The 20,970-nt window shown below is 74.0% G+C and carries 19 protein-coding genes; 11 read left to right on the plus strand and 8 right to left on the minus strand.

All coding sequences use genetic code 11. The features are described from left to right. The first annotated feature begins 20 nt into the window (after window positions 1–20). Window positions 21–875 (plus strand): PPK2 family polyphosphate kinase, encoded by an 855-nt coding sequence (locus ACWEV0_RS22670; RefSeq protein WP_453151213.1) that lies wholly within the window; start codon window positions 21–23, stop codon window positions 873–875. A 17-nt stretch (window positions 876–892) separates the two neighbouring features. Further along, window positions 893–1,780: a polysaccharide deacetylase family protein gene (locus ACWEV0_RS22675; protein WP_453151214.1), complete on the plus strand. Its 888-nt coding sequence runs from the start codon at window positions 893–895 to the stop codon at window positions 1,778–1,780. A gap of 29 nt (window positions 1,781–1,809) precedes the next feature. On the opposite strand, the gene ACWEV0_RS22680 is transcribed toward ACWEV0_RS22675, so the two are convergent. The 5 genes from ACWEV0_RS22680 to ACWEV0_RS22700 form a co-directional block, all read right to left on the minus strand. Then, window positions 1,810–3,438, minus strand: coding sequence for a hypothetical protein (locus tag ACWEV0_RS22680; protein ID WP_453151215.1), 1,629 nt, complete (start codon window positions 3,436–3,438; stop codon window positions 1,810–1,812). Between the two features lie 196 nt (window positions 3,439–3,634). Then, complete coding sequence (locus ACWEV0_RS22685) at window positions 3,635–5,257, minus strand: glycosyltransferase family 2 protein (protein WP_453151216.1); 1,623 nt, start codon at window positions 5,255–5,257, stop codon at window positions 3,635–3,637. Between the two features lie 104 nt (window positions 5,258–5,361). Then, entirely contained in the window at window positions 5,362–6,003 is a 642-nt protein-coding gene (locus tag ACWEV0_RS22690) for an ABC transporter (protein ID WP_453151217.1), read from the minus strand. Beyond that, the gene (locus tag ACWEV0_RS22695; RefSeq protein WP_453151218.1) at window positions 6,000–6,812 is read right to left on the minus strand and encodes an ABC transporter ATP-binding protein; all 813 of its coding nucleotides are present in this window, start codon (window positions 6,810–6,812) and stop codon (window positions 6,000–6,002) included. The genes ACWEV0_RS22690 and ACWEV0_RS22695 overlap by 4 nt, the downstream gene beginning before the upstream one ends. A 72-nt stretch (window positions 6,813–6,884) precedes the next feature. Then, complete coding sequence (locus ACWEV0_RS22700; protein WP_453151219.1) at window positions 6,885–7,559, minus strand: AIM24 family protein; 675 nt, start codon at window positions 7,557–7,559, stop codon at window positions 6,885–6,887. Between the two features lie 95 nt (window positions 7,560–7,654). On the opposite strand from ACWEV0_RS22700, the gene ACWEV0_RS22705 reads away from it, so the two are divergent. From ACWEV0_RS22705 to ACWEV0_RS22725, 5 genes are all read left to right on the plus strand, one after another. After that, the gene (locus tag ACWEV0_RS22705) at window positions 7,655–8,365 is read left to right on the plus strand and encodes an aminoacyl-tRNA hydrolase (RefSeq protein WP_453151220.1); all 711 of its coding nucleotides are present in this window, start codon (window positions 7,655–7,657) and stop codon (window positions 8,363–8,365) included. A 117-nt stretch (window positions 8,366–8,482) separates the two neighbouring features. Next, complete coding sequence (locus tag ACWEV0_RS22710) at window positions 8,483–9,913, plus strand: DUF692 domain-containing protein (protein WP_453151222.1); 1,431 nt, start codon at window positions 8,483–8,485, stop codon at window positions 9,911–9,913. Next, the gene (locus tag ACWEV0_RS22715) at window positions 9,910–10,980 is read left to right on the plus strand and encodes a TIGR04222 domain-containing membrane protein (protein WP_453151223.1); all 1,071 of its coding nucleotides are present in this window, start codon (window positions 9,910–9,912) and stop codon (window positions 10,978–10,980) included. The genes ACWEV0_RS22710 and ACWEV0_RS22715 overlap by 4 nt, the downstream gene beginning before the upstream one ends. Window positions 10,981–11,080: 100 nt before the next feature. Continuing rightward, window positions 11,081–11,827: a TIGR04222 domain-containing membrane protein gene (locus ACWEV0_RS22720; RefSeq protein ID WP_453151224.1), complete on the plus strand. Its 747-nt coding sequence runs from the start codon at window positions 11,081–11,083 to the stop codon at window positions 11,825–11,827. Window positions 11,828–11,919: 92 nt separating this feature from the next. After that, window positions 11,920–13,614, plus strand: coding sequence for an alpha/beta hydrolase (locus tag ACWEV0_RS22725; protein ID WP_453151225.1), 1,695 nt, complete (start codon window positions 11,920–11,922; stop codon window positions 13,612–13,614). A gap of 25 nt (window positions 13,615–13,639) precedes the next feature. On the opposite strand, the gene hemQ is transcribed toward ACWEV0_RS22725, so the two are convergent. Both hemQ and hemG read right to left on the minus strand, forming a co-directional pair. After that, complete coding sequence (gene hemQ, locus ACWEV0_RS22730; protein WP_453151226.1) at window positions 13,640–14,353, minus strand: hydrogen peroxide-dependent heme synthase; 714 nt, start codon at window positions 14,351–14,353, stop codon at window positions 13,640–13,642. Window positions 14,354–14,370: 17 nt separating this feature from the next. After that, a complete protein-coding gene (hemG, locus tag ACWEV0_RS22735) occupies window positions 14,371–15,858 on the minus strand; it encodes a protoporphyrinogen oxidase (RefSeq protein ID WP_453151227.1) in 1,488 nt (495 codons plus the stop codon). 138 nt (window positions 15,859–15,996) lie between these two features. Between hemG and ACWEV0_RS22740 the strand changes: the two genes are divergently transcribed. The 3 genes from ACWEV0_RS22740 to ACWEV0_RS22750 all read left to right on the plus strand — a co-directional run bounded on the left by ACWEV0_RS22740 (window position 15,997) and on the right by ACWEV0_RS22750 (window position 19,009). Beyond that, on the plus strand, window positions 15,997–17,031 hold the full coding sequence (locus ACWEV0_RS22740) for a DUF4349 domain-containing protein (protein WP_453151228.1): 1,035 nt from the start codon (window positions 15,997–15,999) through the stop codon (window positions 17,029–17,031). A 40-nt stretch (window positions 17,032–17,071) separates the two neighbouring features. After that, a complete protein-coding gene (locus ACWEV0_RS22745; protein ID WP_453151229.1) occupies window positions 17,072–18,448 on the plus strand; it encodes an FAD-dependent oxidoreductase in 1,377 nt (458 codons plus the stop codon). Window positions 18,449–18,514: 66 nt separating this feature from the next. After that, entirely contained in the window at window positions 18,515–19,009 is a 495-nt protein-coding gene (locus ACWEV0_RS22750) for a hypothetical protein (protein ID WP_453151230.1), read from the plus strand. Window positions 19,010–19,054: 45 nt separating this feature from the next. Here ACWEV0_RS22750 and hemE read toward each other — a convergent pair whose 3' ends face one another. Then, a complete protein-coding gene (gene hemE, locus ACWEV0_RS22755; RefSeq protein ID WP_451606361.1) occupies window positions 19,055–20,140 on the minus strand; it encodes a uroporphyrinogen decarboxylase in 1,086 nt (361 codons plus the stop codon). 91 nt (window positions 20,141–20,231) lie between these two features. Between hemE and ACWEV0_RS22760 the strand changes: the two genes are divergently transcribed. Continuing rightward, entirely contained in the window at window positions 20,232–20,945 is a 714-nt protein-coding gene (locus tag ACWEV0_RS22760; RefSeq protein ID WP_453151231.1) for a DUF3000 domain-containing protein, read from the plus strand. Window positions 20,946–20,970: the final 25 nt, after the last annotated feature.

Genomic DNA, 20,970 nt, shown 5'->3' on the forward strand with positions numbered 1-20,970 from the left:
GGAAGGAAGGACGCGGACGAATGCCGAAGACGAAGACGAAGGGGCTGCGTACCGTACTGAGGCTTCCGGTGGGCGAGCGGATCGACCTCTCCTCGTACGACGCCTCCGCGACCCCGGCCGGCCCCGCCGACAAGACCGCCGGACGCGCCGCCACCGCCACCCTCGCCCCGCGCCTCGCCGAACTCCAGGAACGCCTCTACGCGGCGAGCACCGCCGGCGACCGGCGCCGCCTCCTCCTCGTCCTCCAGGGCATGGACACCAGCGGCAAGGGCGGCACGGTCAAGCACGTCATCAGCCATTTCAACCCCTCCGGATGCCGCATCCACGCCTTCAAGGCCCCCACCCCCGAGGAAAGCGCCCACCCCTTCCTCTGGCGTGTCGCCCAGGCCCTCCCCCGTCCCGGCGAGATCGGCATCTTCGACCGCTCCCACTACGAGGACGTCCTCGTCGCCCGCGTCCGCGCCCTGGCCCCGCCGGCCGAGATCGACGACCGCTACGCCGACATCGCCGGCTTCGAGAAGTCCCTCGCCGACAACGACGTCACCCTCGTCAAGGTCTTCCTGCACCTCTCCTACGAGGAGCAGCGCGCCCGCCTCCTGGCCCGCCTCGACAACCCCGCCAAGCACTGGAAGTTCAGCGCCGGCGACATCGACGACCGCACCCTCTGGCCCGCCTACCAGAAGGCGTACGAGGTCGCGATGGAGCGCTGCGCCACCGACCGGACGCCGTGGTACCTGGTCCCGGCGGACCGCAAGTGGTACCGCAACTGGGCGATCAGCGGGCTGCTCCTGGAGCATCTGGAGGAACTGGATCCGCAGTACCCGAAGGCGGACTTCGACGTGGCGGAGTGCCGGAGGCGGTTGCTCACCGAATGATCGGTTAATTTCCGTAGGTGACCATTTCTGTACGAAAGCTGTCGGCGCTGGCTCTTCTTGGCGCCGTACTCGTCGGCTGCGGCGGGGGTGCGGCCGGCTCCCCCGCGCACCCCGCGCACCCCACGGCGTCCCCCACGGCGGCGTCCCCCGGCACCAAGGCCGCGGCGCCCGCGCCGGGCCACCCCGCCGCGCCCGTCCGCAAGGTGCCGCCCACGCTCGCGCCGGCGGCCGGCGGGCTCACGCCCGTCTACACGCACCGGGCGAAGAGCTCGGAGAAGGTCGTCGCGCTCACCTTCGACGCGGACATGACGGCCGACCAGGGGCCGCGGGCGGCCCGGGGCGAGCACTTCGACAACCCGGAGCTGATCGCGACCCTGCGCCGGCTCAAGGTGGACTCGACCGTGTTCATGACCGGGCGCTGGGCCGAGCAGTACCCGGACGAGGCGAAGTCGATCGGCAACGATCCGCGTTTCGAGATCGCCAACCACTCCTTCAGCCACTACGCCTTCGCCAGCCCCTGCTACGGCCTGCCGACCGTCGCCGGGCCCGACATGGCCTCCGACGTCCAGCGCGCCTTCGACGCCTTCCGCGACGCCGGCGCCACCAACGTCGTCCCGTACTTCCGCTTCCCCGGCGGCTGTTACGACGACGAGGCACTCCGCGCCCTCGCCCCGCTCGGCGTCACCGCCATCCAGTGGGACGTGGTCAGCGGCGACGCCTTCGCCAAGGACGCCGACGCCGTCGCCGAGCAGGTGCTCTCGGGGGTGAAGCCCGGCTCGCTGGTCGTCATGCACTGCACCCGCAGCGCGGCCCCGGTCACCGAGCAGGCGGTCCGCCGGATCGTGCCGGAGCTGCGGGCGAAGGGCTACCGCTTCGTGAAGGTGTCGGAGCTGATGAGCCGTTAGCACCCTGAGAGCGTACGCGCGTACGGCCGTCAGGGCTGGCTCAGCAGCTTCACCATGATCGAGCCGTCGGGGCGGACCTTGCGCCACGGGTACTCGCAGTTCATGCGCTTCACCTCGACCGGCTGCTCCACGAACGTCCGCGCCGGGAACGGCTCGCACTTCCCGCGGTCGGCGTACTTCGGGCAGTTCCCGTCCGGCTTGGTGAACTGATGGGCACGCCAGGCCAGGGTGCCCGCGAGCTTCTCGTCGGGGTGGGTCGGCAGGTACTGGTTGCTGAAGAACGAGCCGATCATGCCGCCCGCCAGGGCCATGGCGAGCAGCACGCCCACCGCCGTGAAGCGCTGCTGCCGCCGAACCGGCCCGTCCGTCTCCAGCGGCCCTTCGCCGAGCCGCTTCAGCAGCGGGACGAGCCGCTGGGCCGCCACGACGCAGGCGAGGACGGTGAGCGCGGTCAGCGTGACCTGGATCTGGATCATGGTGCGCGGGAAGAGCTGCACCTGCTGGTCGGCCTCCATGCGGCCGGCCAGATAGAAACGGATCAGCCACGCGCTGCCGAAGCAGGCGAGCGGCGCGACCACGATCGCCTTGCGCAGGCCGAGCGCCACGGCGATGCCGAGGCCGATGAGCACGACGACCGCGTACACGTGCAGTCCGGAGAACTCCCCGACGCCCGGGTACTCGCCCGGCTCGTCCCAGGCCAGGCTGGTCAGCGGGGTGGTGCCGATGTACGCGGGTTCGGTGAGCGTGTAGCCCGAGCACCACTGGTCACGGGTGCTGGTCGCGCCGAGCAGCACCCGCAGGTACACCCCCGCCACCAGCAGGAAGCCAAGCAGCGAGCTGCCGAGGAAGAGCAGGCCGCGCAGCCGTCCCGTACACCACGGATAGAAGAAGAGGACGGCGACGAGCACGCCGGGCAGCGACCACAGATGCCAGCCCGAGTAGACGAGGAACAGCAGCCCGAACAGAAGGCCCAGGAAGCCGCCGCGCAGCACGGTGCCGCGCGCGCTGAAAGCCGGCGAGGCGCGCAGCCACATCAGCAGCTTCGCGATCAGCGGCAGGATCAGCACGAGGACGAAGGGGCTGTACGGCTTGTGCGGCAGCGTCTGCTGGAGCGCGGGCAGCAGGCCGACGGCGAGCGCCGGCAGCGGCCTCAGGCACATCCGCCAGAACAGATAGGCCGCGGGTCCGGTCAGCGCCACGAACGCGATGAACACCCACTTGATGGCGAGCGCGGGCTCACCGCCGAAGAAGCCCAGCTTGGCCAGATACCCGAGGGTGTACGGCACGGCCGGCGGATAGAAGGCGTCCATCGCACCGTTGTGCAGCACCTCCTCGCCCCAGCCGATGATGCGGTTGTTGTCGCCGTAGGGGCCGTTCAGCGTCCAGGGCGTGCCGCGGAGCGCGAAGACCTGCCCCGCGCCGAGGAAGCCGGTCGACAGGCCGGCGACGGCCGCCGCGGCGAGCCGTGTCGTCAGACGCCGCACGCGCTCGGTGCCACGGACCGTCGCCCAGCCGACCACGGCCGGCACGATCAGGGCGAGGCAGGCGAACCGGAGCTGGAGGTTCGACAGGCCGCTGATCTGGCCGACCCGGGTGAGGGGACTGTGGTCGACGCTCAGGCCCCACACGGTGAAGCCCAGCGCGGCCACGACGGACACGAGGATCTCGCCGCTGGTCGGGGAACAGCGGCGCAACTCCCGCCGGAGGAGTGCACGGGGCCCTCTCGGCCCTGCCTTCGGAACGGGTGTGGCGATTGTCGTCAACTGTCTGTCTCTTCCGGAAAGCGGAACGCCTGGGAAGAGTCAGATGAGCGGGCACCGGCCTGAGGTTGGCCGCCACCAGAGTGACGCGTTCTCAGCGGGCGAGGCGGCGGAGCTTGCGCTTGACCCGGGTGAGGAACGAGGGCGGGACCGGCGGTGGAGGCGGCGCCGGCTGCTGCTTCAGACGGAGAGTCAGCTGAGGGCCTTCCGGGCCGAGACTCACGTCGTACGGGCGGCTGCCCTCGGGGCCGAGGGCGAGCGTGCGGCGTTCGATGCGGCGCGGGATGTCCGGGGCGAGCGGGCCGCCGAGGCGGCCCTCGGCGGTAAGGCCATGCGCCGCACAGCGCAGACTGATGTCCCAGGCACCCTCGGCAAGGGTGGCGACGTCGATTCGGATCCGGAAGCCGGCCCGGCCGTAGTCGTACGTCTCCCGGCCGCGGCTGACCGTGAGGTGCGGGGTCGTCTCGTACGTCACCGGGAGCACCGTCTCGCGCCCGCTGTCGCGGTGGCGCAGCACGGTCTCTATGGTCAGCTCGTCGGTGTCGACCTGGTCGAGGTAGGCGTAGCCGGCGAGTTCGACGACGTTCCCGTCCCAGGTCAGTTCCTCGACGCGGCGGCGCGGGCTGGCGCCGAGGGCCTCGTCGGTGACGTCGCACAGTTCGGGCAGCCCGGTGTACGGCGCCGCCGCGTACAGGCGCCCGTCGCGGACGACGGTCTTGCCCGGCCGGCCTGCCAGGTCCCACTCCACGACGTCGGCCAGCTCGTCGAGCAGGCCCTCCTTGATGCAGTGGACGCGCAGCCGCTCGGCCACGTCGAGGCGGCCGAGGACGCCGGGCGTCACCCAGCGTTCGGCGTGCGGGCGGGCGAGTTCGGCGACGGTCTTGCGGTCGGCCTCGGAGTCGTTCAGGAAGCGGCGGTCGAAGCGGCGCAGCAGCTCGACCTTGACGTGACGGGTGATCAGCCGGTCGCGGAGCTCGCCGGGTTCGGTGAGCTCCTCGACGATGTCGACGAGCTCGTCCGCCTGCGCCACCATCGTCGGGTAGTCGAGGCCGCCGTGGGTGATGTTGCCCTGGTCGCCGCGGCCCACGAGGTAGTAGCAGTCGTAGTCGCCGACGACGGATATCACCGAGCTGTGCAGATACGCGCGGGCGACGAAGTGCTGGTCCTCGCTGATCCGCATGTGCTCCGGGAAGCGAAGTCCGTGCGCCTCGATCATGGCGCGGCGGAACAGCTTGAACGGCATCAGCGTCCAGTACACGACCGCCGGGTCCGCGCGGTCGACGTTCTTCGCGAAGACGTCCCTGACGGTCTTGGGGATGGCCCGGCCGGCGCCGACGAGCTTGGCCAGCACGGTGTCCGCGCCGTTCTTCTCGGCCATCGCCACCAGGCGCTCCAGCGCCTGCGGCCCGAGGCAGTCGTCCCCGTCGAGGAAGAAGACGTACGTCCCGGTGGCGTGGTCGAGCCCCACGTTCCGCGGCCGGCTCGGCCCGCCGGACGCCTCCTGGTGGATCACCGTCATCGTCCCGGCGTAGCTCTCCGCCCACGCGTCCAGGAACTCCCCGCCCCCGTCCGTGCTGCCGTCGTCCACGGCGACGATCTGGACAGCGTCCGCCCCGAGGCTCTGCCGCGCGACCGAGGCGAGCGTCTGCTTCAGGTACGGCATCGCGTTGTAGACCGGGATGACCACGGAGACGGTGGGTGTGGGGGTTGCGCTCATGGTGCGGTGGCTCCCGTGCGGACGTACGGACCAGGGGACGTGACGGAATCGTGAAGAGCGAGCCAACGGTACGGCACGCTCGGCGGGTTGCGCAGGCGTCTGCCTCAGCCCGAGCGGGCCGTGAGCCGGCAAGCCGCGGCCGTTGTCGCCGTCGCGAGCGCGAGGGCCGTGGCGAGGGCCGGCCAGGGGAGGGAGAGGGGTGCTGTGGGGTGGGAGGTGGTGAGGAGGGTGGTGAGGGCGGACTTGGCCGGGGAGCCCGTGGTGACCAGGGCCAGGAGGGAGCCGAGGAGCAGGGTGGTGAGGGACCAGCCGCGGGAGGGGACGAGGGGGCGGGTGGTGAGGGTGCCGACGGCCGCGCCCGTGAGGGTGCAGGCGGCGGCCACGAGCAGGCCCGCCATGGCCCCGCCCGGGTGGGGGGTGCTGATGGCGGTGACGGCGAGGACGGTGACGCAGGCGACGAGGAGGACGGCCGCGGTGGCGGTGACGATCGCCGCCAGGTGGACGCGGGCCGGACCGGCGGCCGCGGCGACGACCGTGCGGGCGGCGGGCGGCTCCTGGTTGAGACAGATCCGTACCGCCCAGGCGGCCACCGGGACGAGGGCGGTCGCCGCGTAGCCCAGCGAGCCGAACAGGGGTTCGCCGGGGCGGACGCCGACGCCGACGTAGGCCGCGTAGAGGAGGAAGGGGGCGAGCCAGCGCTGGGAGCGCAGGAGGAGGGCCGCCTGGTAACGGAGGAGCGCGGTCACACCCGTACGCCTTCGGTGCTGAGGTGGTCGATGTGCCAGCCCGCGTCGAGCAGGGCGCGCAGGACGGCGTCGGAGCGGTCCGCTTCGACGGTGAGGGTGACGACGCGGCCGTCGGTGCGTTCCGCTCGCACGTCCGGCGGGAGCTCCGTACCGCCCGACGCGGTGATACGCGTACGGGCGCGCGGGACTTGGGACCGCTCCGCGCGCGTCACCCGGCCCGCCGCCACCGCGTACACCGCGTCCGCCTCCCCCGCGAGCCGTCGCGGGTCGTGGTCGACGAAGACGACCCGGCCGCCCGCCGTGACCCGTTCGCGCACCGCGCGGTCGAGTTCGGCGCGGGCGGCGGTGTCGAGGCCGGTCCACGCCTCGTCGAGGACGAGCAGACCGGGCTCGGCGAGCAGGGCCTGGGCGACGGCCACCTTCTGGCTGGTGCCCTTGGAGAGTTCGCCGAGCGGGGTGTCCCGGTACGCGGCCGCGCCGAAGCGGTCCAGCCACTCCCCCGCCCTCGCCCGGGCCGCCGCGCCGCCGAGGCCCTGGATGCGGCCGAGGTGGATCAGGTAGCCGGCCGCGGTGAGCGGCAGGGCGGCGGGGAAGCGCTCGGGGACGTACGCGGTACGGGCCGGCCGGCCGGTGACGCGGCCCGCGCTGGGCGCGTCGATGCCCGCGACGAGCCGCAGCAGCGTCGACTTGCCGGAGCCGTTGGTGCCGGTGACCCGGGCCAGGGTGCCGGCGGGCAGGGCGAACCCCACCTCGCGCAGCACCCAGGGCCCGCGCGCCCCGTAACGGCGCCCGACGTCCTCGAACCTCACCCCGTCACCCCGTCAGCTCGTCAGCTCGTCACTCCGTCACCCCGCCAGCTCGTCAGTGCGGATCCACCGGGGTCAGTTGGCGACCTTCTGCGGGACGGCCTCGCTCGGGCGCACGATGACGAAGCCCTGGCCCTCCAGCTTCAGCTGGACCGCCTCGCCCGAGCCGCCGCGGATCATCGAACCGAAGGACTGCGAGCGGTGCAGTGAGGTGTGCAACTGCTCGCTCCAGCCGACGACGGCGTCGGTGTCCACGAACACCGGGGCCTCGGGGGTGACGGGGATGACGATCGGGTTGCCCTCGCACATCAGGGCGATCTTGCCGTAGCCGGTGAAGACGCTGTTGAACAGGCCGCCGCCGGTCATGCCGGCGCCCTTCACCGTCTTGATCTCGTAGTGCAGCGTGGCGTCGAAGCACAGCACGTTGCGGCCGTTCACGGTCAGGGCGTCGCCCTGCTCGACCTCCACGATGAAACAGTTCTGCGCCTCGTGGGCGAACCACGCCTCGCCCTGGCCGCGCACGGCCATCAGCGCCAGGCCCTCCCCGGTGACCGCCCGCTTGAGCAGGCCGCCCAGGCCCTGGCTCTTGTGCTCGAACTGGAGGTTCCCCCGGAAGGCGACCATCGAGCCCTGTCGGGCGTGCATCTCCCCGTTGACGGTGTACTTGACCGACTTGGCGTTCTGGAGGGTCATCCCCGGAAACGTCGCCGCCTCGGCGAGGTGCTCACTTGCGAAAAGATCACTCTTCATGGCAGGCATCCTGTCCCGGAAGCATTCATTCCTACAAGAAACTCGTGTTCGGAACGCGTGCTCGATGCCCGTGAGCGCGGTGGCAGACTTGCCGGGTGAGCAGCAACGACCCCCGTGACCTCCGCGACGGCCGCGACGAGAAGCCGCAGTTCGTCCTTCCTCTCGTCGTCCGCATCGAGCGCGCCGAGCCCCCGGCCCGTACCGACGCCCTGGAGACGGCCGCCCGCGCGGTCCTCACGATCCTGGCCGACGAGCGTTCGCTCGGCGACGGCGAGTGGGCGCAGGCGATGACGGACTGGCAGGACGCCCGCATCCGCAAGGTGGTGCGCCGGGCGCGCGGCGCGGAGTGGCGCCGGGCGCAGGCGCTGCCGGGCATCACGGTCGCGAGTGCGCAGGGCACGGAGGTGCGGGTCTTCCCGCCGGTGCCGCTGGACGGCTGGCCCAAGGAGCTGGCGCGCCTCCAGGTGTCGGGCACCGACCTGGACGACCCGGCCGCGCCGGGACCGGTACCGGAGGGCGGGGCCGTGCTGTGGCTCAACCCGGAGCTCGACATGTCCGCCGGCAAGACGATGGCGCAGACCGGGCACGGTGCCCAGCTGCTGTGGTGGGAGCTCTCCGACGCCGACCGCAAGAGCTGGCGCGAGGCCGGTTTCCCGCTCTCCGTGCGGACGGCCGGCCCGGAGCACTGGGCGCGGCTGACGTCGGGCGGGCTGCCGGTGGTCAGGGACGCCGGGTTCACCGAGATCGCGCCCGGCTCGTGCACGGTGGTGTCGGAGTTCCCGGCGCTGGGCTTCCGCGCGGGCTGAGTGGGCAGCGGGCCGCCACCAGCGGTTCCCAACCTCAAATCAACCTCTGAAGGTTCTCCCCGGCGGATTCGAACCGCCCGTTCCGGGCCATCAGCTCAGGGACCGAAGGAGGGGGACATGGGGGACGTGAGGAGTTCCGGCGCGCTCGGTGTCGGCATCGGCTGGCGGCCGGAGATCGCGGACGCGGTGGAGGCGCTGGCAGGGGTCGACTGGGTGGAGGTCGTCGCCGAGAACCTGTGCGCCGATCATCTGCCGGACTCGCTGGCGCGGCTGCGGGCGCGCGGGGTCACGGTCGTGCCGCACGGGGTGTCGCTGGGGCTCGGCGGGGCCGACCGGCCGGACGCGGGGCGGCTCGCGGCGCTCGCGCGGAAGGCGGAGGTGCTCGGCTCGCCGCTGGTGACGGAGCACGTGGCGTTCGTCAGGGCCGGGGGGCCGCTGACCGCGACGCCGCAGCTGGAGGCCGGGCATCTGCTGCCGGTGCCGCGCACCTGGGACGCGCTCGACGTGCTGTGCGAGAACATACGGATCGCGCAGGACGCGCTGCCGGTGCCGCTGGCCCTGGAGAACATCGCCGCGCTGATCTCCTGGCCCGGCGAGGAGCTGACGGAGGGCCAGTTCCTGACGGAGCTGGTGGAGCGCACGGGGGTGCGGCTCCTGATCGACGTGGCGAACCTGCACACCAACCACGTCAACCGGGGCGAGGACCCGGCGGAGGCGCTGTCCTCGCTGCCGGTCGAGGCGATCGCGTACGTGCACGTCGCGGGCGGTCTGGAGCGGGACGGGGTCTGGCACGACACCCACGCCCACCCGGTGTCCCGGCCCGTCCTGGACATCCTGGCGGACCTGGCCTCGCGCGTCTCCCCGCCGGGCGTGCTCCTCGAACGGGACGACCACTTCCCGGAGCCGCGGGAACTCGCGGCCGAGCTCACCGCGATCCGGACGACGGTGGAGGCGGCCGCGGCGACCGCCCGGCGCCGGCCGCTGCTGATCGGCGCGGGTGCCCGGGCCTCGGGCGGCGCGATGCCGGTCGCCGCCCCGCCGACCGCACCCATGGCCCCGCCCCGTACCGCCGACACGGCAGGCGCACCCGGCACGGCCGCGGGCACACCCGACCCGGCCTCCGACCGCGCCCGGCAGCGAGTCGGCCTCGCGCAGGCCGCGCTGCTCTCCGCCCTGGTCGCCGGGACGCCCGCGCCCGAGGGCTTCGACGTGCGGCGGCTCGGGGTGCAGAGCCGGGCGCTCGCGGCCAAGCGCGCGGACGTCGTGGCGAAGGTGGCGCCCGAGCTGCCCGAGATCCTCGGCGCCGGCTACCGGCCGGCCTTCCTCGCGTACGCCCGGACCCGGCCCATGACGGACGGCTACCGGCACGACGCCCTCGACTTCGTCGAGGCGCTGCTGGTCGCCGGGCGCCCCGTGGACCCGGCGGCGCACCGGCGGCTCACCGCGTGGTGGCGCGACCGGGCGGGCATCCGGCCGCCGGGCCCGGTGGCGCGGCTCGCGCACCGGGTGCGCACCGCACTGGGCAGGACGGGGGTGGCGGCGCCGTGAACGTGGTCGCGATCGTCTACGACGCGCTCGGCGCGGGCGCCGTCGCGCTGCTGCTCGTCCTGCTGCACCGGGCCCGGCGCGGGTCCGGCGGGGCGGTGCACGACCGGTACGAGGCCGCGTTCCTGAACGGCGGCCCGGCCCGGGTCGTCGACTCGGCGCTCGCCTCGCTGCACGGGGACGGACGGCTCAACGTGAGCGACCCGGGGATCGTGTGGCTGACCCGGTCGGACGCCCGGGCGCACGACCCGGTGGAGCGGGCCCTGCTCGGTACGCACGTGGCGGGGCAGGGCGCGCTCGCGCCGCTGCGGCTCGACGTGATGCGTCACCCGGCGGTGCAGGAGATCGGCGACGGGCTCGCGGCCCGCGGGCTGATCATGACGCCCCGGGCCCGCCGGTCCGTGCTGGTCTGGAGCTGGGCGCTGGGCGGGGCGGTGCTCCTGTCGGTTCCGGTCGTCCTGTTCCTGACCGTGGCGGCGCTGGTGGCCACGGACGATTCCGTGCCGTTCGTGGTGAAGGTGGTGCCCGCGCTGCTCGGCGTGCCCCTCACGGCGGTGGCGTGCGGTGTGGCGGCCTCGGGCCGGGTCACGCCGGCGGGCCGGGCCGCGCTCAGGACGTACGGGCAGGAGCTCGCGCACGTCACCGAGCCGGGCCTGCTGGTCGCGCTCCACGGGCTCGGGGCGCTGCCGGACCCGCTGCTGCGGGCGCATCTGGTCACGGCGGCCCGTACCCGGGTGCGGGCGCGGCCGGTGGCACCCGCGCGCTCGTCGCACTCCGCCCACGGTTCGTCCTCCCACCACTCGTCGAACGACGACGCCTTCCTGCCGGTGATGTGGTGCGCGGCGGCGGCCGGGGGCGGCGGGGGCGGGTGCGGGGGCGGCAGCTCGGGCGCGGGCGGCGGGAGTTCGTGCTCCGGGGGAAGCTCGTGCTCGGGAGGAAGTTCGTGCTCCTCGTCGTCGAGTTCGTGCGGCTCCTCGTCGAGTTCGTGCGGCTCCTCGTCGAGTTCGTGCTCGTCCTCGTCCAGTTCCTGTTCCTCCAGCAGCAGTTCCTGTTCGTCCTCGTCGTTCTGACCCGAGCCGCGCCGCGCCGAACCGGCCCGAGGTCGAGCCGAGGCGAGCCGAGCCCTGTATTCCGGTGGCGGCCCCGGCCCCCGTCCCGTACAACCAGGGCATGGTCTGGGTCCCCCTCCTCCTCGTCGCCTTCGCGGTGTCCGCCCTCGCGTGCGCGCGGGTGTGCCGCGACGCCGTCGCCGTCGACACGGCCGAGCGGCGCCGCGCGGACGGCGCCGGGCTCACGGTGCCCGAGGCGGCGTATCTGGCGGGTGGGCCGCTGCGGGTCGTCGACCTCACGCTGGTCGGTCTGCACCGCTCGCGGGCCGTGCTGCTCGCCCACACCGGCTGGGCGACCGCCGTGGACCCGGGCGCCGGCCGGGACGAGCTGGAGCGGGCCGTGCTCGGCGCGATCGGGCCCGCGGGGCAGTCGCCGATCCCGGCGGTACGGCCGCTGGCCGCGGAGACGGAGTGCGTACGGGCGCTCGGCGACGGCCTGGTGGAGCGCGGGCTCGCGTTGCCCGAGCCGGTGCGGCGCACCTCGGCGGCCGGGGTCCGGGCGCTGCGGGGCGCGTTCCTGCTGACGCTGTCCCTGGGGACGGCGGCCGTGCTGCTCGTGCCCGCGGGCGAGCGCACCCCGGTCCTCGCCTGGTTCTCGCTGCCGCTCGTGGCGGTCGGGCTGTGCCTGGTCATCGCCCGCGCCGACGACCCCGGTCTCGGCTGCTGGGCCTCCCCGGCCGGCCGCCGGCTGCTCGCCGCGCTCTCCCCGGCCGACCCGCTGACGGCGCTGGCCCGGCGCGGCACGGAGGTGCTCGAACCCGAGCTGCGTGCCGCCTTTCGGGTACATGACAGCGGACACCTGGCGTAGATCCTTTACACGCGAGGCGCGCCGAGGTCCCCTTTTGGGGTCTTTGCCGTCCGTGCCACCCCGCTCCACGGCACCGAGAAGGGGATGCGCCGATGAAGTCCGTCGCGCTGTTGCTGTCCGCTCTCCTCGCCCCCACCGCCGTCGCCCTCCCCCGCGCCGGCGCCGCCGAAGCCGCCGGCGCCCCGCCGTCCGAGAGCCGCGGCGTCGCGGTCGCCGCGCGGGCCGCGGCGGCCGAGGGGATCCGGTTCGGGCCGTGCCCGGCGGCGGAGAGGCTGCCGGCGCCGGTGGAGTGCGGCACCGTCCGGGTGCCGCTCGACTACGCCGCCCCGCATGGCGCCAGGATCCCGCTCACCGTGAGCCGGGTGAAGGCGTCGGGACCGGCGTCCGGGCGGCAGGGCGCGCTGGTCTACAACCCGGGCGGGCCGGGCGCCTCGTCGACGTACTTCCCGCTCGCTGCCGGGCTGCCCGCCTGGAAGCGGATCTCCGCCGCGTACGACCTGGTCGGCTACGCGCCGCGCGGGGTCGGCCGGTCCGCGCCCGTCTCCTGCCAGGACCCGGCCGACCGCACCCAGGGACCGACGCTCGCGCCGACCGTGCCCTCGGAGGTCTTCAAGAAGGAGCGGATCGCCCGCGCCCGTACCTACGCGCAGGGCTGCGCCCGCCGCACGGGTGCGGCGCTGCGGCACTACCACTCGCTCAACAACGCGCGTGACCTGGAGGTGCTGCGGGCGGCGCTCGGCGAGCGGCGGCTGACGTTCATGGGCGCGTCCTACGGCACGTACTTCGGCGCCCTGTACGCCACGCTGTTCCCGCACCGGGTGCGCCGGATGGTCTTCGACGCGCCGGTGAACCCGGCGCCGGCGCAGGTCTGGTACGTCAACAACCTCGACCAGTCGGCGGCCTTCGAGCGGCGCTGGGCGGATTTCCGCACGTGGGCGGCGAAGCACGACAAGGTGTACGGGCTCGGCACGACGGCCGCCGAGGTCGCCGAGAACTACGAGAAGGTGCGCGCCGAGCTGGCCGCCGCCCCGGCGGGCGGCAAGGTCGGACCGGGGCAGCTGCACGGGGCGATGCTCCAGGCGCTGTACGACGACCGGTTCTGGGCGGCGCGGGCGGGCGCGCTCGGGGCGTATCTGAAGGGCGACCCGAAGCCGCTGGTCGCGCAGGCCGGACCGGCCGAGTCGCCCCGCAGCGGCAAGGCGGAGGCCGGCGATCCGGGGAACGCGAGCGCCGTCTACACGGCGGTGGAGTGCAACGACGCGCCCTGGCCGCAGGACTTCGCGGTGTGGGACCGGGACAACACCCGGCTCGCGGCGCTCGCGCCGTTCGAGACCTGGGACAACGTGTGGGCGAACCTGCCCTGCGCGTACTGGACGGCGCCGCGCCAGAAGCCGCTGGACGTGCGCACCGGGCCGGGCGTGCTGCCGCCGGTGCTGATCCTGGCGGCCGAGCGGGACGCGGCCGCGCCGTACGCGGGCGCGCTGGAGCTGCAGCGGAGGCTGGGGGGCGCGGCGCTCGTGACCGAGCGGGGCGCGGGGACGCACGGCATCGGGGGCGGCCCGAACGCCTGCGTGAACGCCTATCTGGAGCGCTATCTGCTCACCGGAGCCGTACCGGAGGAGACCATGAGCGCGGGAAGCGCGGAGGAGATGACGCCGGTGCGGCGCGCTTCGTGCGCGCCGCACCCGGAGCCGGACCCGGTGTCGCTGGAGCGGCAGGCGGAACTCCGCCGGCCGTCTGATCTTCCGGGTCAAGGGGTCACCGCCCGGCTGGGCGCCGGACGGTGACCGGGTCGGTGGTGCCGGGGGGCCGTCAGGCCAGGCCCGCCACCAGGTCGGCGACGCTCTTGCGGCGGCCGGTGTAGAACGGGACCTCCTCGCGGACGTGCATCCGCGCCTCGGAGGCCCGCAGGTGACGCATGAGGTCGACGATGCGGTACAGCTCGTCGGCCTCGAAGGCGAGGATCCACTCGTAGTCGCCGAGCGAGAAGGAGGCGACGGTGTTGGCGCGCACGTCCGGGAAGCCGCGGGCCATCTTGCCGTGGTCGGCGAGCATCCGGCGGCGGTCCTCGTCCGGCAGCAGGTACCAGTCGTAGGAGCGCACGAACGGGTAGACCGAGACGTAGTCGCGCGGGGTCTCGTCGGCCAGGAAGGCCGGGATGTGCGACTTGTTGAACTCGGCGGGGCGGTGCAGCGCCATGTTCGACCAGACCGGCTCCAGGGCGCGGCCCAGGCGGGTGCGGCGGAAGAGGTTGTACGCCTCCTGGAGCTCGTCGCTCGTCTCGGCGTGCCACCAGATCATGACGTCGGCGTCGGCGCGCAGACCGGACAGGTCGTACGTGCCTCGGATCGTGATGTCCTTGGCGGCGAGCTGGTCGAAGAGCTCCTGGACCTCGTCGGCGTAGCCGGCCCGGTCCTCGGGCAGAACGTCGCGCAGCTTGAAGACAGACCACAGGGTGTAGCGGATGACCTCGTTGAGGTCCTTCGCCTTCTTACCGGCGTTCGGGATCTTTTCGGGCGCACTCATACGCCTATTCTCGCCCGTCACGAAGAGTGCCCTGCACCAGGGTGGGTGGTTTTCGACGTGGCGATGATCTCGTCGGCGGCGCGGTCGCCCGAGGCGATGCACGCGGGGATGCCCACGCCCCCGTACGCGGCGCCCGCGAGGGCCAGGCCGGGCAGGCCGGCGACGGCGGCGCGGACGCGCTCCACGCGGGCGAGGTGGCCGACCGGGTACTGCGGCAGGCCGCCGATCCAGCGGGTCACGGTGGTGGCGACCGGCCGGGCGGCGAGGCCGGTGGCGGCGGCCAGGTCCTTGAGCGAGACGTCGACGAGGTCGGCGTCCTCGCGGTGCACCTGCTCCTCCTCGCCGTACCGGCCGACGGAGGTGCGCAGCACGAAGAGGTCGGGGGCGGAGTCGGTCACCCACCGCCACTTCTGGCTGGAGAAGGTGGACGCCTTGATGGTGTGGCCGTCGACGGGCGGGACGAGGAAGCCGGAACCGGGCAGCCCGCGGCCGGGGCCGCCCTGGACGTCGGTGCGGCGGAAGGCGAGGGTGACCAGGGCCATGGAGGCGTACTCGACGGCGGCGAGCTCGGCGGCGGCGGCCGGCGCGTGGCCGGCGAGCAGCGCGGCGGCGGGTCCGGCGGGGGCGGCGAGGACGACGGCGTCGGCCGGGTACGTACGCTCCGGGGTCACGACCTGCCAGCCGGTGGCGCCGGTGCGGTGCAGCGCGGTGACCGGGGTACGGGTCAGGATCGTGCCGCCCGCGGCCCGGATCGCGTCGGCGACCGCGCCGGGCAGGGTGCCGACGCCGCCCCGGATGCCGGCGAACACGGCCCCGCCGAGTCCGGTCGCGGCGCCGGCGACGTCGGCCGGCGTGGCCGCGCCGGCCTGCTGCACGGCGCGGACGGCCTCGGTGAGCGTGGGGTGGCGGCGCGCGGCGGCGAAGAGCGCGGGCACGGCGGCCTTCATCGAGATGCGGTACGCGTCGCCCGCGTAGACCCCGCCGAGCAGGGGCTCCACGAGCCGGTCGACGACCTCGTGGCCCATGCGCTCGGCGACGTACGCGCCGATGGCGATGTCCTCGCCGATCTCGGTCGGCGGGAGGTCGCGGTCGCGGCCGATCCGCGCCACCGCCTCGGCCGACAGCAGGCCCTCGACGGCGCGGCCGTCGCCGGGGACGCCCATGACGTGGCCCTTGGGCATCGGGACGAGTTCGCCGCGCGACCACACGGAGGCGGTGGCGGTGGCGGGGGCCTGGAGGCGGTCGGCGAGGCCGACCCGTTCGGCGAGCGCGACGGCCTCGGGGCGGCGGGCGAGCAGCGACTCGGCGCCGAGGTCGACGGGGGCGCCGGCGATCTCCCCGGCGAGCAGCTTGCCGCCGAGCCGTTCGCCGCCCTCCAGGAGGGTGACCCGCGCGCCGGCCGTGACCAGGCGGTGGGCGGCGGCGAGGCCCGCGATGCCGCCGCCGACGACGACGACGTCCGGTCCGGGTGCGGGGTGCGACTTCGCGTTCGTGGGGCCGTTCATGGGACCACTCTCTCAAATCGCCCCGGCGCTCCCGATCCGAGGCCGGACCGTGACCGCTTCGCGACCGCGGAACGGCAACCCGCTCCCCGGCAGGGACGTCCAACCGGCACCACGACAGCATCACCTTGGGGGGTACGGATGCGAGGAACGCGTACGGCGAGAAGGCGCGCGGCCGCGGCGGCGGCGCTGCTGACGGCGTCGCTCGTCCTGACGGGCTGCGGCTCGGGGGGCGGCGGCGCGGACGCCGCGGGCGACAGCAAGAGGGACATGAGCGCGGCGAAGCCCGCGTACGAAGGGCCCGAGGCGGCGGGCGGGTCCGGGACGGCTGACGGGTCCGGGACGGCGGGCGCGAGCGGGGCCAAGGGCCAGGCTCCGGCCCGTACGCCCGCGGCCGCCCAGCACGTCATCCGCACCGCCGAGCTGTCCGTCGAGGTCAAGGACGCGGCGAAGGCGACGGCCGCGGCCCGGCGGGTGGCCACGGACGCGGGCGGACACGTCGAGAACGAGTCGACGGAGCGGGTCGACGACACGCACCTCGTCTCCCGGATCGTCCTGCGGGTCCCGCAGGAGCGTTACGACTCCGTCCTCGCCGAACTCGCCGGCTCGGGCAGGCTGCTGTCCCGCAAGGCGAACGCCAAGGACGTCACCGACCAGGTCGTGGACGTCGACAGCCGCATCGCCACCCAGCGGGCGAGCGTGGCGCGGGTGCGGGCGCTGATGGACCGGGCGACGAAGCTGGGCGACGTGGTCACCCTGGAGGGCGAGCTGAGCCGCCGTCAGGCCGACCTGGAGGCGCTGCTCGCCCAGCAGGCGGCCCTGAAGGACCAGACGACGCTGGCGACCATCACCCTCGACCTCACCGAGCCGGAGTCCGCCCCGGCGGACGACAGCCACCGCCCGGGCTTCCTCGACGCTCTGGCCGGCGGCTGGAACGCCCTGGTGTCGGCGGCCGCCTGGCTCCTCGTCGTGCTCGCCGCGCTCGCGCCGTGGCTGGCGGTGGCGGCGCTCGCGTACGCGCTGTGGCGGTGGCTGGTGCGCCCGCGGCTGCGCCGCCGCCCGCGGCCGGCGCCGCGGCCGCACCCCTGGCAGGTCGACGCGGCGGGCGTCCCGGCCCAGCCGACGGCCCCGCGGAGCGGGCCGGTGGCCGAACCGGTGGCCGAACCGCAGGACTGAAAACGCCCGCAAGCGCGTGAAGCCCTGAAAGATGGCTCCCATGAGCGAACGACTGGTGGTCATCGGTGGCGACGCGGCGGGCATGTCCGCCGCGTCGCAGGCACGCAGGCTCAAGAAGCCCGAGGAGTTGGAGATCGTCGCCTTCGAACGGGGGCACTTCAGTTCGTACTCGGCCTGCGGGATCCCGTACTGGGTCGGCGGCGGGGTCGGCGCCCGGGACGAGCTGATCGCCCGGAGCCCCGAGGAGCACCGGGCGCGGGACATCGATCTGCGGATGCGGACCGAGGTGACCGAGCTGGACCTGCCCGGCCAGCGCGTGCGGACCCGGGACCTGGAGTCGGGCGCGGAGGACTGGACGGGCTTCGACAAGCTGGTGATCGCGACGGGAGCGCGGCCGTCGCGGCCGCCGCTGCCGGGGATCGACGCGCCGGGTGTGCACGGGGTGCAGACGCTGGACGACGGCCAGGCGCTGCTCGACTCGCTGGGCCGGGCGCCGGGGCGGCGCGCCGTGGTGGTGGGCGCCGGGTACATCGGCGTGGAGATGGCGGAGGCGCTGCTCGGCCACGGCTTCGAGGTGACGGTGCTGAACCGGGGCGAGCAGCCGATGGCGACGCTCGACCCGGACATGGGGCGCCTGGTGCACGAGGCGATGGACGGGCTCGGCATCACGACGGTCGGTTCCGCGGCCGTGACGGAGGTCCGCGGCGGTGCGGACGGGCGGGTGCGCGCGGTGGTCACCGACTCGGGTGACGAGTATCCGGCGGACGTGGTGGTGCTCGGCATGGGTGTGGTGCCGGAGACCTCGCTGGCGCGGGCGGCGGGGCTGCCGACCGGCACGTACGGCGGTCTGCTGACCGACCTGTCGATGCGGGTGCGCGGCCACGAGAACGTGTGGGCGGGCGGCGACTGCGTGGAGGTCCTCGACCTGGTGTCGGGGCGGGAGCGGCATGTGCCGCTCGGTACGCACGCGAACAAGCACGGCCAGGTGATCGGCTCGAACGTGGGCGGCGACTACGCGACGTTCCCGGGCGTGGTGGGGACCGCGGTGTCAAAGGTGTGCGACCTGGAGATCGCACGGACCGGGCTGCGCGAGAAGGACGCCCGGGACGTGGGGCTGCGGTACGTGACGGTGACGATCGAGTCGACGAGCCGCGCGGGCTACTACCCGGGGGCGGCGCCGATGACGGTGAAGATGCTGGCGGAGCGGCGCACCGGGCGGCTCCTCGGGGTGCAGATCGTGGGCCGTGAGGGCGCGGGGAAGCGGGTGGACATCGCGGCGGTGGCTTTGACGGCGGGGATGACGGTGGAGCAGATGGTCGCCCTGGACCTGGGCTACGCGCCGCCGTTCTCGCCGGTGTGGGATCCCGTGCTGGTGGCGGCGCGCAAGGCCGTGGCGGCCGTTCGGGCGGCGGGCTGACCCGGGCGGCAGAGGGACCGCCGGTGACGAATTGCGACCATGGCGGCACCGTGGGTGACTCTTCACATGATCAGACACAACGCCGTGCGTGCGCTCTGCGCCGCCTCGCTCGCCCTCGCCCCGCTCGCCCTGGCCGCCACTCCGGCGTACGCCGCGACCGCCTGCACCGTCAACGGCAAGCCCGTCGCCGGCGACACCGTGAACGGGACGGCCGGGCCCGACTACATCGTCTGCTCCCGCGTCGAGGCCGGCGGCGTCGTCCACGGCCTCGGCGGCGCCGACTCCATCGTCCTCACCGGCCCGATGAACGGTGTCGTGATCGGCGGCACCGGCGGCGACAGCATCACCGTGTCGTCGGGCGTCACCGTGAACGGGATCCTCGACGGCAGCGACGACGCCGACTTCATCAGGGTCCCCGGAGTGCTGAACGGCCTGGTCTCCGGTGGCGCCGGGAACGACTACCTGCAGGTGGGCACGAACAACAACGTCGTGGACGGCGGCACCGGCCTCGACTTCTGCCGGGTCGGCTCGGGCAACCCGCCGATCCACTGCGAGGGCTGAGCCCAGCCCTCGCAGCTCATCAGACCCCGCGCACGCGGGCGGTCGTCAGCGGGCCGTCCGCGTGTGCACGTAGTCGACCAGGCGGGTCAGCGCCTCCGGATCGGTCGTCGGCAGCACCCCGTGACCGAGGTTGAAGACGTGGCCCTCCAGGTCCTTCGCGGCGGCCAGGACCTCGTCCGTCTTGGCCTCCACGGCCTCCCGCGACGAGAAGAGCACGGCCGGGTCGAGGTTGCCCTGAAGCGCCTTGCCCGGGCCGACGCGGCGGGCGGCCTCGTCGAGCGGGACGCGCCAGTCGACGCCGACCACGTCGGCGCCGGCCTCGCCCATGAGGCCGAGCAGCTCGCCCGTACCGACGCCGAAGTGGATGCGCGGGACGCCGTACGAGGCGACCGCGTCGAAGACCTTGGCGGAGGCCGGCATCACGGAGCGGCGGTAGTCGGCGGGGGCGAGGGCGCCCACCCAGGAGTCGAAGAGCTGGACGGCGGAGGCGCCGGCCTCGATCTGCACCTTGAGGAAGGCCGAGGTGATCTCGGCGAGGCGGTCGAGCAGGTCGGCCCACAGCTGCGGGTCGCCGTACATGAGCGCCTTGGTGTGCTCGTGGTTGCGGGAAGGACCGCCCTCGACGAGGTAGCTCGCGAGGGTGAACGGGGCCCCGGCGAAGCCGATGAGCGGGGTGGACCCCAGTTCGGCGGTGAGCATCCCGATCGCCTCGGTGACGTAGTGCACGTCCTCGGGGGTCAGGTCGCGCAGCCGGGCCAGGTCGGCGCGGGTGCGGATGGGCTCGGCGACGACGGGGCCGACGCCGGGCTTGATGTCGAGGTCGACGCCGATGGCCTTGAGCGGGACGACGATGTCGCTGAAGTAGATGGCGGCGTCGACCTTGTGCCGGCGGACCGGCTGCAGCGTGATCTCGGTGACCAGCTCGGGCCGCATGCACGACTCGAGCATGGGGATGCCCTCGCGGACCTTGAGGTACTCGGGCAGGGACCGCCCGGCCTGCCGCATGAACCAGACGGGCGTGTGGGGCACGGCCTCACGCCGGCACGCCTTCAGGAACGCGGAGTCGTACGTCTGCGGCTGGTGCTTCGTCTGGTTCGTCTGGTTGCCCTCGGGGCTGTGGTTGGCGCTCACGCCCAGAATCTTCGCATGTGGCGAGAAGCCGCTCGCCCGGCCCGGGTGTCCCTCCCTGCGCGCGGGCCCCGTTCCGCCTACTCTTCCCCGCATGGCTGCGGCTCAGGGACATTTTTCCGATCATTCCGACGGCAATCGAGGGGCGGAGAAGACGGCGGGCGACAGGGTGGACCCCACGGACCCCACGGAGACGAATCCGCTGCCGCCCGCGTTCCGGCGGGCGGTCGAGGGGCTGCGCGCGGTCCGGCTGCGGCCGGAGATCGAGGTGGACCCGACCCGGCCGCCGCAGCGGCTCGCCCCGTACGCGTACGCCCTGGAGGCGGCGGTCGTGGCGGGCGAGGAGGACCTCGCGGACGGGCGGCTCGTGCTGCTGCACGACCCGGCCGGGCACGATGCCTGGAAGGGCACCTTCCGCCTGGTCACGCTGGTACGGGCGGAGCTGGAGCCGGAGATGGCGGCGGACCCGCTGCTGCCGGAGGTCTGCTGGTCGTGGCTGACCGGGGCGTTCGAGGCGCGCGGGCTCGCGTACGAGGAGGCGAGCGGCACCGTCACGATGGCGGGCTCCCACTATTTCGGGGGACTCGCGGAGCGGCGGCCGGCGACGCAGATCGAGATCCGGGCGTCGTGGACGCCGCGGGAGGGTCCGGCCGGGGTGCCGGACACGGGGGCGCACCTGGCGGCCTGGTGCGATCTGCTGTGCCAGGTCGCGGGGCTGCCGCCGTCGGCGGCCGAGCCGGGCGCGGGGACGGCCTCGGGCGCGGGGGTCGTCCCGCTGCCGCAGCGACGGGGCCCGCAGCACCCGTAGCCCACAGCACGCGGAGCCCACGAAC

The organism is Streptomyces sp. NPDC003943 (assembly GCF_053605265.1).